Genomic DNA, 14,883 nt, shown 5'->3' on the forward strand with positions numbered 1-14,883 from the left:
ACACGCTGTTATTTGAAGGTTAATCCCTAGTCGAATGATTATCCATGTGAGTGCTTTTCCAGCCATGCCTGATGGGATATGGCTGGCATAGATAGTTCAGTTTTCATCACCAGTTTGATCGCAAAGCTATGCCACATAGCACTATTGGCTTTATAATCATTAACGGTAAAAGTGGTATTGAATAGTGATACTCCGGTGCAACACATTCAACATGTAGCCTGATTCTGATAACCGCTTTCGTTAGAAATGGCTTACTCCATAGCGAGAGTTCGTGATGCTCAAAACAGAAGATCTCAACACTATGATATCAATTGATGAGATTCACTTTGCTGACTGGCAAATCTGGCCACAGCTAAGGATTCTGTTACATCGGGGTAAGCCAGTAAGAATTTCTGCCAGAGCTTTTGATGTTCTGGTTGTTCTGGTGAGTGCCAGAGGTAAAGCGGTAAATAAAGAATCTTTACTTACGCAAGTGTGGGGAAATGAAATCGTCGAAGAAAATAATCTTCAGGCACAAATTTCAGCTATACGCCGCATACTGGGACATGACCGCCATCTACTGGTTACTGAATTTGGTTGTGGTTATCGCTTTAATATCAACAATTCGCCAACTGAACCGCTCTCTAAATCAAAAATACCTGAGCCCGCTATTACCCCTTTTCTAGCGTCGATTCTGGGGCGTGATAAAGCTGTGCAGGAATTATGCGCCTTATTGGATCAATACCGTCTGGTGACGATTACAGGCTCAGGGGGCGTGGGTAAGACTCGTCTGGCATGGGAAGTCGTCAGTCTTACACACACGCATTTTCCTGATGGAATATGTGTGGCTGAACTGGCTCATATCACCGAAGCATCCAGCTTGCTATCCGTTATTTCACAAGCGCTCCATCTTCCATTAGCTGCCATTCATAATGATGCCGATTTACGGCAACAGCTTGCACGGCGTCGATGTTTACTGCTGATTGATAACTGTGAACATGTAATTAATGAACTTGAACCAGTGATTACGTTGCTCCTGCACCTGGCTCCCCATATCAAACTGTTGTTGACCAGCCAGGTAGCGTTGCAGGTTGCCGGCGAGCAACAATATCTACTACCACCATTACAAGTTCCTGAGAGCGAAGAGGCTGATACCCACGAGTTACTAACTTTTTCCAGTGTCCGCCTCTTTATCGAACGCGGGCAGGCCAATCGACATAATTACCATCCATCAGCCAGCGAACTGTCTTTGATTGGCGAGTTATGCCGTCATCTTGACGGTCTGCCGCTGGCGATTGAACTTGCGGCCTCCCGTCTGCCAGTCATGAGTGTCAAAGAGATCTATAGCCGACTGGAAGACCGTTTCCAGCTATTGAGCAATACGCACAGATCTCTGGAGCCCAGACATCAGAAAATACTGACCGCGCTGGAGTGGACTTATCAGTTGCTCAACACACGTGAACAACGATTATTTTGCTCTCTGGGGATCTATACCGATATGTTCAGTGTGAAATCAGTAAGCGACCTTCTGCTGATTAAAGACAAGCATCGCTGGCAGGTTGTTGACGATCTGCAAAGATTGCTGTCTTTATCCCTGATTCAGGTCAGTACTCAGGTACCAGAGACCCGTTTCCGCCTGCTGGAAACCATGCGCCAGTTCGCATGCGATAAACTCAGGCAACAGGGTGAATATACTGTTCTTGAGGCCCGTTTTGCCGACTATTATAAAGTTCTGGTAAAAGAGGCACAAGATGATTGGTTTATGCTGCCAACAGGACAATGGCGTGAACGTTATAGCCATATACTTAATGATTTGCGGAGTGTATTACAGCAAACGTTGATTGAGGGAGCTGATCCCTCTAAAGGGCTTGAGATCTTACAAGCTATGACCCCTTTTTGGATTGAATATTCACTATACGATGAATGTCAGCGCCATATTTATCCTCTGCTTTATGAAAATACTTCGCAGGTAGTATTAACGCTACGCCAGAGAATGAATCTCAGCGCTGTAGCAGGTAAGGCGTCAACCTGGGCAAAAGGCCCTACGCCTGAAACACATTCAGCCTGGAAAACCGCGCTGACAATTGCAGAAAAGCTCGACGACAAAGAAATACGTTTACAGGCACATTACGGATTATGGTTGTATTATCTGCGTACTGGCGAGTTGGATAAAGCGCTTGAGCATGCGCAATCTATGTGCGAGCTAGCACGGTCCATTACCGACGAGGAGGCGATGGCAACCGGGCTGCGTATTCTCGGTGTATCCCTGCATTTTTTGGGCCGTCATGATGTCGGGCGTGATTATCTCCAACAATCTCTTGATTGGTATGAACATGGTGAATTAAGCCACTCTTTCCGTTTTGGTCTTGATCAAGAGAGCGCCGGTCAGGCCTTTCTGTCTCGTTTACTCTGGTTACAGGGTGAGTATAAGGCCGCGAAACAGATGGCATGGCGCGGTGTTAAAAAAGCCGCTCGTTTGCAGCATGTCTGTTCTCTTTGCTGTGCACTGGCTGAAGGCGCTTGTATGACAGCAGCACTGGATCGTAATCCGCGTTGGGTTATAAAGGCCGCAAACTGGCTTATTCATCTGGCAAAAAGGCATGATTTATATTTCTGGAAGACATACGGCGAGCTGTTTCTTGTTTGGGCTAAACAGTTCAGTCATATCGATGTTAGTCAAACCACACTATTTAGCTCGTTGCGGGCGATGGGATTAGACTGGCAATATTCCCCCTTGTTGTCAGAAATTGATACCGGGGTATCACTGAGAGCCACCCGCCAGGATCATGAAAACTGGTGCACGCCTGAGCTGATGCGTCTTTCTGCCACTCAATTACCTCCTCAGAAGCAACGCCTGCTGTTGGAGCAGGCCCTGGACAAAGCGCGCCAGCAACAGGCTTATGGCTGGGCCCTCCGTATTGCTTATTCATTGGCGACATTGCAGGCTGAAGCCGGGGAAAAATGGGCTGCTAAACAATTGATACAGGACGCTTTAAATGATGTTGATGACTCAGACAATGCGACGGATGTAAGAAGTGCTATTGCGTTATGTGCCCGAATAGGGGCCTGAATATTTACGTCTTACGGCTATCAACATCCCCATGATCACGAGTCCGCCCCCTGCTGAAGAAATCAGCGCCCAGCTATGAGTTGTCTCCCATAACCAGGTGGCAGTCAGTGAGCCACATGCTCCGCCAATAAACATAACGCACATAAATAATGTATTAAGACGGTTTCTGGCATCCGGACGCAAAGAATAAATCGTGTGCTGATTAGCTATCAGTACACATTGCTCACCCGCATCCAGTAGTAGAATGCCCACCACCATACCCACAATACTGTTCCATCTCCAAAAAACAGTCCAGGCTAGCAGCATGAGTATCACACCAAAAACAACCATTCGGAATGGTCCCTGACGATCGCTGAAACTTCCCGCCAGAGGCGCACACAGAATACCGATTAACCCCAAAGCAGCCAGGGTGCCGGTTATCCCTGCACCGTAATCGTAGCGATGAGCTAACCAGAAAGGGAGCACGGTCCACAGCACGCTGAAGGAGGCAAACAGCATTGCTTGTGTAAGAGTTGCACCACGCACCTGCGGCTCGCTTTTCCACAGCTGTCCTAATGAACGTAATACCGCCAGATAGTTAAACTTTGGCGTTGGCAACGACTGAGCAGGCAAAATGCGCAAGATGAAAAATATAGCCAGCAATGTCATGATCGCGCCGGACAAAAAGACACCGCGCCAGCCGAAATACTGACCAATAAGGCCTCCGATAGCCCGGCCAGCAAGGATACCTGCCAGGACACCGCTCATCACCGTACCCACGGTTTTACCTCGTGCAGAAGTTCTGGAGAGCGAGGCGGCAAGCGGCACTATCTGTTGGGCTACTGTTGCAGCCATCCCGGTAAGGAAGGAGAAGAACACCAACACTGTCGCCGTTGGCGATAACATCATGCCGATCAGTGCCAGGAAAAGCACCTGCGCTTGACGCAGGATAAGCCGCTGACGTTCAATATAATCGCCCAGTGGGATCAGAAAGAATAAGCCCACCGCATAGCCTAACTGGGTGCCCATGGGGATCAAAGAAACAGCCCCCCATTCATTGGGAAAGGATCCGGCAATTAAATTCAGGACAGATTGATTAAAATAAATATTAGCTACAACAATACAGCAAATAATCGCCAGCATAAGAATCCTGGCAGAAGAAAGCTCATGATTGTCCGTTCGCATTGACCACTCCTGGCTCTAAACTCAATATCGTCTGGAGTATAAGCAGACGGAAATCCCAACTCTTTGACCGCTTTTTTCAGACGTCTGAATTCTGATGCACAAGCTCCTGAAAAAGAGATTTGTTACTAATACTGCTCATGTTATTAACTGTGCTTAACTTGAGGAGCAGCAAATGGATTTAAAACTGACTGGAAAAGTGGCTCTGGTAACCGGAGCCCGAACCGGAATTGGTTTCAGCATTTGTGAAGAACTGGCCATGAATGGTGTGCATTTAGTCATGGTGGCCAGACGAGAACCTGAGCTGATTCTGGCTGCGAAAAAAATTTCAGAGAAATACGGTGTTTCGGTGCTGCCTGTTGCCGGGGATGTGACTGATCCCAAACTACCTTCTTTAGTGGTTGAACAAGCGGAAAAGGTTTTTCAGCGTATTGATTTACTGGTTAACAATGCCGGAAGAGCCCATGCGGGCACGCTGTTAACCACTTCGGAAGAAGACTGGCAGATAATGACTGAGACCAAATTATCCGCCATGCGACGTTTTTGTAAGGTAATCATCCCCGGGATGCAGAGACGAAACTGGGGGCGTATTGTCAATATCTCATCCATTGGCGGTATCTACCCTAATCCGCAACTTACCGTCTCACACGCACTGAGCGCCGCTATCAACAACCTGACCCGTAGTTTAGCACTTAGCGTGGCTCCGGATGGCATTCTGGTCAATGCGATCGGAGTGGGTGCTGTCGCGACGGATAACTGGGCGCAGAACATGCTACCGAATGTTCGCAATCGTCGTCCTGAACTGGTTGACAGAACAGACGAAGAGGTAATGGCATTACTGGGTAAAGAGAAAACGCCTGTGGGCCGCTTTGGACTTCCTGAAGATATTGCTGCAATTGCTGCGTTCCTACTTTCTGGGAGGAATCAGTTTGTTACTGGACAGACAATTGAAGCATCAGGCGGAGCAGACAGATTTATGTAATGTCTTCCATTCAACTTAAATAATGTTTGAGGATTGAATTAGTTTAACCTGATATTTGTTCTTCTTTTCAATCACTGCGAAATATGAGGCCGGACATGGGGGACTGAAACGCTAAGAAGCCCCCGCGTTAATATAATCCAAATATTATAACGCAATAGATCCCGCACCATGAAATTTATTTCACTGGAAAATTCATGGTTTTTTTAAAAAATAGAAATAGAGGCAAACCACTATGTCAAAAAAACAAACACTATCAAATACAAACTATAGTTCGCCTGACTGGCTGACTATCCGTGAAGCAGTCGAAGTGATAAATAAAAAAGGACTGAAAATTAAAAAAAAGTGACATTTACAGGCATGCATTACATGGCAGCATTCATCTCTCTATTTACTTTCAGTCGCCAATTACATTACGAAAAATACAGATGTCGGGCTACAAAGTAAGGTTCAGACCATCTGATATGTCATCAATAAATCGTTTATGCCTTCTTGACAAAAAAGCGTTTATTGAAGGACATAATTTTATTGTTAGCACTACTGGCAAATATATCATTCCCACAGAGAGAGTTATTGACACTCTATTGATTGGATATGAATATGTTCTAGTACAAAAATTACTTGCCCAATCTCTTAAAATACCATTACCTGTAACAGGAGCTATTGATTTTAATCATGGCATAACAGTTAGCTTACAAGGAGAACCATTTCAACTATTCGATAAAATGACATGGGAAGAAAGAATAATACAAAAAATTATGCAACTCCCTAAAAACATCTCACCAGATGTACATGAAGAGATATTCTCAAAGAAGATAAATAACTACCTGAGGAAAGAGTATTTCCCGGCTCATATTTTACCTCGGGATGCCTGGTTTGTTATTCGACATGCTGAACTTGATAAAGTCATTGACATCATAACCAATAGCAGAGTGCCCCCATTATCTGCAACGCGAATATCAACACCACTATCTCGTTTTTTCTGGCTGGCCTGTAAAAACAATGAAGTCATCCGTCCATTAATTAGTAAACCGTACAAACTACTATCTATTTTCGAACAATGGGCATCTGACGAAGGCATTACCGACAGACTCAGTGGTGATACGTTAAAAACTGCACTCGTACGCGGTTCCCCCACATCAATGTCGGATGGACGCAAGTGAATTTTACCAAACCCAAATGTCCGTATTAAGGGCTCTAAAATCAGTAATACGGACATAATTAGTTTTTTTGACTCTTTTTTCCTTGTCACCTCAAGGGATATTATATTTCTGCATTACGGGTATAAATACATATCATCAATTACCAAGCATTAGAAATGTAAAAACAAAACAGTACTTAAATGCTCACAACCCCACACATACATAAAAGCCACTCCTTATTCAAGGAGGATTTAGCCGACCTGCATAGGTTCGATCGAATCCAAAATGCGCAAAATAGATTAACCTTAATTTATCCAGCCATTAAATACACACATGGGTTCGTAATTATATTCCAATTAATGCATCCAAAATTTACTCACCAATACATTACACATGCAAAAAAACGAAAACATACATTGCACAGAAAGACTTAGATTCATTTACAATGAAATAAATGAGTGATTTCATTTCGTTCAACAAATCTATAACTGAGGTACTAAGGCCATGATTATTAGATGAACCCGTCCATAACCCAGATAATTACTAAAGATTTAAAAACTCATCCTTATGATACGAGTAATCACCTTGCTCCCTAGAAGACTTACTTTTAATATTTACGGCATTTTTTCTACACCGGTGCGGTGGAACATTATACCTTTTCCGAAATGCCCTGGTTAATGATTGCTGAGAGTCAAAGCCAAATCGCATCGCGATGTTTATCAAAGGTTCATTTGTTGTGATAACAGCCTCTAAAATAAGACATAATTTTTTCTCTCTGATAAAACCCCCCAGGCTCTGCCCTGTTTCAGAAAAAAACAGTCTCTGCAAATGCCATTTTGAATATCCGGACCTGATAGCCACATCATCAATTTTTAGTGGCATCTCTATATTTTTGTTTATCCAGATAATTAAGTCATTTACAAAATCTTTTCTGTTTTTCATAACCGAAACCTTAGGGAAGGTGCGAACAAGTTCCTGATATGAGATCATCATATTCATCCGGAGCGCATCCCAGAGGGACATCATGAGCCATCAACTCACCTTCGCCGATAGTGAATTCAGCACTAAGCGCCGTCAGACCCGAAAAGAGATTTTCCTCTCCCGCATGGAGCAGATTCTGCCATGGCAGAATATGACCGCTGTCATCGAGCCGTTTTATCCCAAGGCGGGCAATGGCCGACGGCCCTATCCGCTGGAGACCATGCTGCGTATTCACTGCATGCAGCATTGGTACAACCTGAGCGACGGTGCCATGGAAGATGCCCTGTACGAAATCGCCTCCATGCGCCTGTTTGCCCGATTATCCCTGGATAGCGCCCTGCCGGATCGCACCACCATCATGAATTTCCGCCACCTGCTCGAGCAGCATCAACTGGCCCGTCAATTGTTCAAGACCATCAGTCGCTGGCTGGCCGAAGCAGGCGTCATGATGACCCAAGGCACTTTGGTGGATGCCACCATCATTGAGGCACCCAGCTCTACCAGGAACAAAGAGCAGCAACGCGATCCGGAGATGCATCAGACCAAGAAAGGCAATCAGTGGCACTTTGGCATGAAGGCCCACATTGGTGTCGATGCCAAGAGTGGCCTGACCCACAGCCTAGTCACCACCGCGGCCAACGAGCATGACCTCAATCAGCTGGGTAATCTGCTTCATGGAGAGGAGCAATTTGTCTCAGCCGATGCCGGCTACCAAGGAGCGCCACAGCGCGAGGAGCTGGCCGAGGTGGATGTGGACTGGCTGATCGCCGAGCGTCCCGGCAGGGTAAAAACCTTGAAGCAGCATCCGCGCAAGAACAAAACGGCCATCAACATCGAATACATGAAAGCCAGCATCCGTGCCAGGGTGGAGCACCCGTTTCGCATCATCAAGCGGCAGTTCGGCTTCGTGAAAGCCAGATACAAGGGGCTGCTGAAAAACGATAACCAACTGGCGATGTTATTCACCCTGGCCAACCTGTTTCGGGTGGACCAAATGATACGTCAGTGGGAGAGATCTCAGTAAAAACCGGAAATAACGCCAGAAATGGTGGAAAAAATAGCCTAAATAGGCTGATTCGATGTGTTTGCGGGAAAAAAATCGGCCCAGATCCGCGAAATTTTAATCAGCGAGTCAGCTTGGGAAGAAATGACCTGCTTATTCGCACCTTCCCTAGAATTACTCTACCAGAAATAAATTTTCATCAGGCATATAGATCAAGAGCTGACAATCCCTAAGTTCTGCATAAATCCTCAATAGAAACCATACTTTTTATTATGGTGTGATGGATATACTCGCAGACAATCCAGCCACCAATTCAACTCCCTCCGGCAATCTGTCAATATGAATCCGAACCGGGATACGCTGCGCGAGCCGCACCCAGCTAAAGGTTGGCTCGACATTAGGCAGGCCAAGCCCCCCGGTCTCGTCATTGTTATCATCTATTCCGCGTCCGATACTCTCAACATGACCCGTGATCACTGGCTTAAATCCCATCAGCGTAATGTGTGCAGTATTTCCCGTGCGGATATGTTGCAACTTAGTCTCTTCAAAATAGCCAACCACCCAAAAACTATTGGCATCAATGATGGAAACTTTAGTTTCTCCCGCTGTGGCATAGTCACCAGGGCGAAGCCGCAAATGTGTGACATAGCCCGTAACCGGAGACCGAACAATAGCATGCGATAAGTTAAGCTCTGCAAGGTCCAGCGCAGCCAGTGCACCGTGGTAATTAGCCGCAGCGACGCTGGCTGCGCTGGCTGTTTGTTGTAAATCCTCGCTGGAAATCACCCCTTTAATCTGAGAGCGTCGCCTCGCCGCATCCTGGCGCATCAGCATTTCATGACGTTTCGCCTCAACATCTGCCTGTGCGCTGTCCACTGCCAACCTCAACCAGTGCGGGTCGATGGAATAGAGCACATCGCCCCGATTAACCCACTGATTATCGCGGACGGACACATTCAGCAACGGTCCGGAGACATTCGGCGCAATCTGTACCACATCCGCACGAACCCGACCATCGCGGGTCCAGGGGGTTTGCGCATAATGTTTCCAGAGAATAAAAGCCAAAAGCGTAGCCACCGCCACAGCGCTGAACGTCAGCACGTAGCGGCCCAGTAGAGAAAGTAACGATTTCATTTAAAAAATCCCAGTTCGGTCAGCCCCTGCAACAGCAGGTAAAAAGTAATAATGAAGACGGAAAAATCGATCATCGGTCTAAAGGGCAAGCGGCGGTAACCCTTGCTGAAAGAGAAAAGATGTACGAGAAATAGTGTACAGGTCAGTGCAACGAGGGCAATTACCAGCAGACCGGGTACAAAAACGCCCTCAATATTGAAATCATTGATCATTAGCAGGCTCCATTTTCTGAACGCTTAATGCGCAGTAAAGATCAACCAGTTGATCAACATAATGCCGCGATAGTTCATCTGTTACGCTCAAGCTGCGCTCAGTCAGACTGGCGATCCGTTGAAGTAAGGTGTCAATATCTGTCGAGTGTGTAAGAAGAGTGAGCACTTCTTTTATTTCTTTGTTCGCATGCGCATCACATCGGCGTAATCGCATAACACACAGCCCTATACGCATGGCGTACAACAAATGATGTGCCCGTTCCGGTGACTGTCCACTGCGCTGCAATCGCGGCAGTATCAACGCTGCCCGATCGATCATAAGGTTGGTCCAGAGGGTTTCGTCTGTATTCAGCTTACCTTCCACGCTGCGGTTAATATCTCGCTGGCATAATTGAAGCAGCCGTTTTATCGCCGAATCAGCCTGCACAGTTTGCAGTAGGCTCATGCCGAGCACTGCAAAACCAGTAGCAGAAAATAGTGCGATAGAGGTATTCACCGCCACGGCAAAATCCCCGCTGTAGTGGGCACCCAGCTCGCACAAAATAGGCAGCGTCAGTGTGATCCCCATAGCCATAAACGTGGTAGGCGGTCTGGCCTGGAGCGATCCGGCCAGCAGATATACCGGAGCTAAAACCGTTACCAGCACGATAAAATCACTGACTTGTGGTAGTAGAACGAAGCTGTAGATCAGGCTTATCACAACGCCCCAGAAGGAGCCGATAATGTACTTAACAATATGCGGGGCAGGCGTATCGAAGCTGCCAAACAATGTGCAACAAACGCCAAGGATAGAAACCGCCGTACCACCATCAGGCCATGCCGAGAAAATCCACACCAGACAGCCGCTCATAATGATGGCGAAAGCGCCCAGTGCGGTGCGGGCAGCAGTAAGAGGATCGCGGTGGAATACATATCCTTTCACGGTATTCTTTTCCGAGTGCGCAGGCGTCTGTTTCGCGTGATGAATGGCATCCGAAAGACGATAGCACTGCTGCACAAGGACAATGGCCTCTAACAGGTAGCGCATAAAACTTACACGCAGCGCTTCTTCAAACGTCAGCTCATACACTGAATAGCGCTGTAGTAATTTTTCACTCCTTTTTTTGAGCGCTTCACCCTCGCTTTTGAATTTTCCTTCATCTTTGCAGGCCAGCCAGACCTCAACATCACCCAGCAGAATTTGCACATCTACAGGTATCGTCGCTATCAGAGCTAAACGGTCGCGTAACTCACAGTTAACAATGACTAATCGCGCAAGCCGATCATGAAGCCTTTTTCTCGCTTGCCGGACCGGTACAGAGTACGCAAAATCATAAGGGATATGATGGCTGATACCCTGCAGGAACTGTAATGCCAGTGCCATATGCAGCGGCCCGGAAACAGCGTCGGGTTTGCCTGCTAAAGTATCTGCGACACGCTGTCGCGCCGAGAGCAGCGTCTGCGACAATTTACTGTTGAACTGGCCCGTTATGCGCGCGGGCAATACATAGCGATGAATAAGTGCCGCGCAGAAGATACCGATCATGATTTCCTGTACCCGAACAATAGCGATGTTAAAAATCGCACCAGGATCGGATACCGCAGGGAAGCCAATCAGACTCGCAGTGTAACCAGCCAGGACAAAACCATAGGCGCGGGGCGTGCGTTCCAGCAAGGATAAATAGAGGCAGAAGGTGATCCACCCCGTCAGTATCACACTGAAAAATAAAGGCATATTCACAAAAGCAGGTACAATTAATACCGTTATGCCCGCTCCGACTACCGTTCCCACCAGACGATACAGACTTCTGCTCAGCGACGCTCCGACGGAGGTTTGGGAAACAATATACACGGTGATAATTGCCCAGGAAGGCCGCTCCAGGCCAATTGACAGTGCAATGTAGTATGCGAGCATCGCTGCGGCAAAACTCTTCGCGGAATAGAGCAGAGCGTTCGCATCATTCAGTAGTGAAGGAGAAGCCATACCGCGAAGACGTTGGCATATCGTGTGTAAAAAATGAAAGTAACTCGCGTTAATTTTTTTCATGCCGGAAATTATTACCGGCTTGCATATCCACTTAAATACTCTATTCTGTCAAAAAATACCTAAATGTTGCCAATCTATGTTACCCCCACTCGCCAATACGCTATTTGATCCGGATGCCACCCCCTGCCCCGCAGTCGCGCGTCATTTGGATTTTGTCGATTACGCAGCCGAAGTGCCTGTGCATACGCACCGCAAAGGGCAATTGATTATTGCCCTCTATGGGGCGGTCATTTGTCGCGCCGAAAATGATATCTGGATCGTGCCGCCTGATTGTGCCGTCTGGATCCCTGGGGGAGTGCCGCACAGCGCCAAAGCTACCTGGAATGCGCATCTCAACTATCTTTTTATCGAGCCTGGAGCTGTCGCGCTGCCGGAGCGATGCTGTACTCTGGCAATTTCCAGTCTGATTAAAGAACTTGTTGCCCGTTTAACCCGCGAGGGCGTCGAATATCCACCGGAAAGCCATCCCGCCAGACTGACCAGAGTAACACTCGATGAATTAGCCACCATGCCTCAGCAGAAACTGAGCCTCCCTGTGTCGTCGCATCCTAAAATCCGCGCCATGGCCGATGCTCTGGTCAGTCAACCTGATGACCGAAGCACATTCAAAGCATGGGCAAAAAGACTGGCGCTTAGCGAGCGTTCTCTCGCGCGTTTAATGCTGCGCGAAACCGGGTTGACGTTCGGACGCTGGCGTCAGCAACTGCAACTGATAATTGCTCTCCGGGAACTGGCTAGCGGCGTTTCGGTTCAGAATGTTGCAGCTAATCTGGGGTATGAATCGGTTAATGCGTTTATCACCATGTTCAAAAAAACCATGGGCAGTACACCCGCACACTATTTTGCCGAACGGAAAACAAGCGCACACTTAACCGATATTTAGCGACATCAGGTTTTCCAAGAAACCAGAGGTGAGTCATAGAGCTGCCATATCCGTCTCCCTGTGCGGGGGATCACACTACAGAATTTTTATCGCATGGAACCTCCAGCCAGGACTATATTGCCTCAGCCGCCTTAACGATAACAAGAATCAAAGGACGGTATTATATCTGTTGGATCGGTCTATACATGATCGGGAAGCACAATCAATTCAGCATTGTGTTAAGTAAGTAGTTGAGCATATATGTTTCGACCACACAGAATACTTCTATGGCGATGCTTCATAGCGCATTACCGCCAGAGTGGTAACGCCCCCTGACTGAAATTCACAATGAATGTATTTAACAGCATCTTTTTATTGTCCTCATTATCACGCTAAGCCATGACACCATTGCAGCAGCGAAACGCTGAAAACTACACAGCAGCACAACTATCCTTCTCCACATCCTTATACAACTAATAACGTATTATTTATTCACTAAAAAACCTTACTAAGGATCTTCCCATCAGTAATAAGGTGCTATCGGCTTTTCCTAAGCTTACTGCTGTGTTCTTTTATTTTCTCTGGACATGCACCAGTCATTCCACAATAGGAGAATACAATGACATCACATCAGTTATTACGTTTAAAACAGGTCGAAGAAAAAACCGGTTTGAAACGCTCTCAAATTTACTTGTATATGAAAAATGGTTCGTTCCCACGTTCAATAAAAATTGGCCCGGCCAGTGTGGCCTGGCTCGAATCGGAAATTGATGAATGGATCAACCTTAAGTTAGCCGGACGTTAGATCAGTTAAAAATGTCCGTTTATTTGCTCAACTTTTCCATATAGATTGAGGAGATAACAGAATGATTCCATTAATTAATTACACCATCTTAACTGATGCATTGCACGCTCTGAAAGAAGGCAATATTCGTCACTGTGAATCCCTCGGATTTACTTTCGACGAAATGAATGCTCTTAATCAGTTATCACTCGATGAGCTGTTTACGGTCAGCCGGGCGGCAGCTCCCTTTGTTTCGGTCAGTGTCCGCCATGATGTTCTGCATCATTTACTGGCGCAGGCCCGCCAGGAATACCACCATCAACAGGAGATTAACCGTGCTATCCGCCTGGGTGGCTCTATCTCGTTGCTCAACCACTATTTTGGCCTGACATCAAATGAAGTCTGCCTTCGCCGACGGTTGCTGGGTGTAAGCGTGCCGTATGGCCGAACGCCTGAACCGGATGAAGAGACGGATGCGGCTATCTGGCTGCAATGGCAGAAGTGCCGGGTGGAAAACCTTGAATCCCCCAACGCGCTGATAGCCATGATGCAGGTAACTGAAGTCCTACTACCAAGATTCCAGGGGCTGTCACTCACCATGGTATGGAGGCGTATCACGCTTTGTCAAAAGGGAGTTGCCGCTGACAGGAGGACGTCACATGCCGGATGAGATCGACCGCGATCAGGAATTTAATGAACAGCGACTGGATGAGATGATTGAACAGAGTCGTTTCAAACCAGGGCCAGCGCCATCATTATTCCACTGTCGTTTATGTGGTAAACCCATTCCAGAAAAGCGACGGCAAGCACTGCAGGGTGTAACCACCTGTACGGAATGTCAGGAAAAACTTGAACGCCTCAACCGCTGACAGGGTAACAAAGACGTGTGGAGATATTATATCCCTGCACGTCTTTATTATTCCCGGTGAATATTAATACAGCTCTGGCGTGTTTTTCCTTCCCCATTTTTCTCGCTGCATCTTAAATGCTCCGTTTATTTTTCTCTCTTCTTTTTGTTTTGAGTTTCTCATTCATATCCCGCGCCAGATATCCGAATCTGAAAGCGCCATTACCGCATGGTTGCCCTGATGGACGTTAATTCGCCCGGGCCGGGTATTGCTCTTTAACAGAATGGTTCGGGCTGTCACGTAACCAGAATTCAGGGTGCCGCTGAATGTTCTCGCTGACCCGTTAAAACCGGAATGCAGAACAGGGATGTGATTGGTTTATTTCATTTACTGTTTTTTGAACAAAGGAAATTCCATGAGAAAACCCGTTTATCACGTATTTGTCACCCAGGAAAGTCAGCCCGATGCACAGGGTGAAAAAAACACGTACTGGACAAAGGTTGGCGTGGCCTTCGCGCATAACGGCAAGCCCGGTCTGAATATCGTGCTGATACCCGGTATTGCGGTTTCCGGCAGGCTGGTGCTGCTCGAACCGAGAGAAGAAAGTGACATTTCACAGGATGCCGCTGCCGCTTAATCCATTTTCTCTTCTTCTCCACCGGCGGCGTACTTTTCTATAAGCCGCCTGTCTCTCTGTTACGA

General features: G+C 47.0%; 14 protein-coding genes and 1 pseudogene. 10 read left to right on the forward strand and 5 right to left on the reverse strand.

Annotated elements, in window-relative coordinates; all coding sequences use genetic code 11:
• Window positions 1-274 precede the first annotated feature (274 nt).
• On the forward strand, window positions 275-3,049 hold the full coding sequence (locus GPJ68_RS14755; RefSeq protein WP_115223392.1) for a winged helix-turn-helix domain-containing protein: 2,775 nt from the start codon (window positions 275-277) through the stop codon (window positions 3,047-3,049).
• On the opposite strand, the gene GPJ68_RS14760 is transcribed toward GPJ68_RS14755, so the two are convergent.
• Complete coding sequence (locus GPJ68_RS14760; protein WP_099064592.1) at window positions 3,026-4,213, reverse strand: MFS transporter; 1,188 nt, start codon at window positions 4,211-4,213, stop codon at window positions 3,026-3,028. The genes GPJ68_RS14755 and GPJ68_RS14760 overlap by 24 nt on opposite strands.
• A 172-nt stretch (window positions 4,214-4,385) precedes the next feature.
• On the opposite strand from GPJ68_RS14760, the gene GPJ68_RS14765 reads away from it, so the two are divergent.
• Together GPJ68_RS14765 and GPJ68_RS14770 are read left to right on the forward strand one after the other, a co-directional pair.
• Window positions 4,386-5,192 (forward strand): SDR family NAD(P)-dependent oxidoreductase, encoded by an 807-nt coding sequence (locus GPJ68_RS14765; RefSeq protein ID WP_057630164.1) that lies wholly within the window; start codon window positions 4,386-4,388, stop codon window positions 5,190-5,192.
• 232 nt (window positions 5,193-5,424) lie between these two features.
• Window positions 5,425-6,352 (forward strand): annotated as a pseudogene (locus tag GPJ68_RS14770) (hypothetical protein).
• A gap of 522 nt (window positions 6,353-6,874) precedes the next feature.
• Here GPJ68_RS14770 and GPJ68_RS14775 read toward each other — a convergent pair.
• Window positions 6,875-7,273, reverse strand: a complete 399-nt coding sequence (locus GPJ68_RS14775) for a helix-turn-helix domain-containing protein (RefSeq protein WP_112216915.1) — start codon at window positions 7,271-7,273, stop codon at window positions 6,875-6,877.
• An 82-nt stretch (window positions 7,274-7,355) separates the two neighbouring features.
• Here GPJ68_RS14775 and GPJ68_RS14780 point away from each other — a divergent pair, with 82 nt between their 5' ends.
• Window positions 7,356-8,336, forward strand: a complete 981-nt coding sequence (locus GPJ68_RS14780) for an IS5-like element ISKpn26 family transposase (protein WP_180836783.1) — start codon at window positions 7,356-7,358, stop codon at window positions 8,334-8,336.
• Window positions 8,318-8,548 carry a hypothetical protein gene (locus GPJ68_RS25395; RefSeq protein WP_370461148.1) on the forward strand — a complete coding sequence of 77 codons (231 nt, stop codon included), beginning with the start codon at window positions 8,318-8,320 and terminating at the stop codon, window positions 8,546-8,548. Before GPJ68_RS14780 ends, GPJ68_RS25395 begins: the two co-directional genes overlap by 19 nt.
• A gap of 37 nt (window positions 8,549-8,585) precedes the next feature.
• Here GPJ68_RS25395 and GPJ68_RS14785 read toward each other — a convergent pair whose 3' ends face one another.
• The 3 genes from GPJ68_RS14785 to GPJ68_RS14795 are packed head-to-tail and all read right to left on the reverse strand — an operon-like array spanning window position 8,586 to window position 11,687.
• A complete protein-coding gene (locus GPJ68_RS14785) occupies window positions 8,586-9,449 on the reverse strand; it encodes an HlyD family secretion protein (RefSeq protein ID WP_061553925.1) in 864 nt (287 codons plus the stop codon).
• Entirely contained in the window at window positions 9,446-9,661 is a 216-nt protein-coding gene (locus tag GPJ68_RS14790) for a DUF1656 domain-containing protein (protein ID WP_048822680.1), read from the reverse strand. Before GPJ68_RS14790 ends, GPJ68_RS14785 begins: the two co-directional genes overlap by 4 nt.
• Window positions 9,651-11,687, reverse strand: coding sequence for an FUSC family protein (locus GPJ68_RS14795; RefSeq protein WP_097734730.1), 2,037 nt, complete (start codon window positions 11,685-11,687; stop codon window positions 9,651-9,653). The genes GPJ68_RS14790 and GPJ68_RS14795 overlap by 11 nt, the downstream gene beginning before the upstream one ends.
• Before the next feature lie 76 nt (window positions 11,688-11,763).
• Here GPJ68_RS14795 and GPJ68_RS14800 point away from each other — a divergent pair, with 76 nt between their 5' ends.
• From GPJ68_RS14800 to GPJ68_RS14820, 5 genes are all read left to right on the forward strand, one after another.
• Window positions 11,764-12,570 carry a helix-turn-helix domain-containing protein gene (locus GPJ68_RS14800; protein ID WP_048211281.1) on the forward strand — a complete coding sequence of 269 codons (807 nt, stop codon included), beginning with the start codon at window positions 11,764-11,766 and terminating at the stop codon, window positions 12,568-12,570.
• 598 nt (window positions 12,571-13,168) lie between these two features.
• On the forward strand, window positions 13,169-13,354 hold the full coding sequence (locus GPJ68_RS14805; protein WP_032936812.1) for an AlpA family transcriptional regulator: 186 nt from the start codon (window positions 13,169-13,171) through the stop codon (window positions 13,352-13,354).
• Between the two features lie 61 nt (window positions 13,355-13,415).
• Window positions 13,416-14,003, forward strand: coding sequence for a DUF2857 domain-containing protein (locus GPJ68_RS14810; protein ID WP_097734731.1), 588 nt, complete (start codon window positions 13,416-13,418; stop codon window positions 14,001-14,003).
• Window positions 13,993-14,202: a TraR/DksA family transcriptional regulator gene (locus tag GPJ68_RS14815; RefSeq protein ID WP_112216917.1), complete on the forward strand. Its 210-nt coding sequence runs from the start codon at window positions 13,993-13,995 to the stop codon at window positions 14,200-14,202. Before GPJ68_RS14810 ends, GPJ68_RS14815 begins: the two co-directional genes overlap by 11 nt.
• 394 nt (window positions 14,203-14,596) lie before the next feature.
• A complete protein-coding gene (locus GPJ68_RS14820; protein WP_061553920.1) occupies window positions 14,597-14,818 on the forward strand; it encodes a hypothetical protein in 222 nt (73 codons plus the stop codon).
• Window positions 14,819-14,883 lie beyond the last annotated feature (65 nt).

Origin of the sequence: Citrobacter sp. 172116965 (genome assembly GCF_013458095.1) — a bacterium.
Taxonomy (GTDB): domain Bacteria; phylum Pseudomonadota; class Gammaproteobacteria; order Enterobacterales; family Enterobacteriaceae; genus Citrobacter; species Citrobacter braakii.

Coding starts and splice junctions, on each gene's coding strand:
- GPJ68_RS14805 (WP_032936812.1), top strand. CDS start 13,169: ATGACATCACATCAGTTATTACGTTTAAAACAGGTCGAAGAAAAAACC.
- GPJ68_RS14810 (WP_097734731.1), top strand. CDS start 13,416: ATGATTCCATTAATTAATTACACCATCTTAACTGATGCATTGCACGCT.
- GPJ68_RS14790 (WP_048822680.1), bottom strand. CDS start 9,661: ATGATCAATGATTTCAATATTGAGGGCGTTTTTGTACCCGGTCTGCTG.
- GPJ68_RS14775 (WP_112216915.1), bottom strand. CDS start 7,273: ATGAAAAACAGAAAAGATTTTGTAAATGACTTAATTATCTGGATAAAC.
- GPJ68_RS14815 (WP_112216917.1), top strand. CDS start 13,993: ATGCCGGATGAGATCGACCGCGATCAGGAATTTAATGAACAGCGACTG.
- GPJ68_RS14820 (WP_061553920.1), top strand. CDS start 14,597: ATGAGAAAACCCGTTTATCACGTATTTGTCACCCAGGAAAGTCAGCCC.
- GPJ68_RS14780 (WP_180836783.1), top strand. CDS start 7,356: ATGAGCCATCAACTCACCTTCGCCGATAGTGAATTCAGCACTAAGCGC.
- GPJ68_RS14755 (WP_115223392.1), top strand. CDS start 275: ATGCTCAAAACAGAAGATCTCAACACTATGATATCAATTGATGAGATT.
- GPJ68_RS14765 (WP_057630164.1), top strand. CDS start 4,386: ATGGATTTAAAACTGACTGGAAAAGTGGCTCTGGTAACCGGAGCCCGA.
- GPJ68_RS14785 (WP_061553925.1), bottom strand. CDS start 9,449: ATGAAATCGTTACTTTCTCTACTGGGCCGCTACGTGCTGACGTTCAGC.
- GPJ68_RS14800 (WP_048211281.1), top strand. CDS start 11,764: ATGTTACCCCCACTCGCCAATACGCTATTTGATCCGGATGCCACCCCC.
- GPJ68_RS14795 (WP_097734730.1), bottom strand. CDS start 11,687: ATGAAAAAAATTAACGCGAGTTACTTTCATTTTTTACACACGATATGC.
- GPJ68_RS14760 (WP_099064592.1), bottom strand. CDS start 4,213: ATGCGAACGGACAATCATGAGCTTTCTTCTGCCAGGATTCTTATGCTG.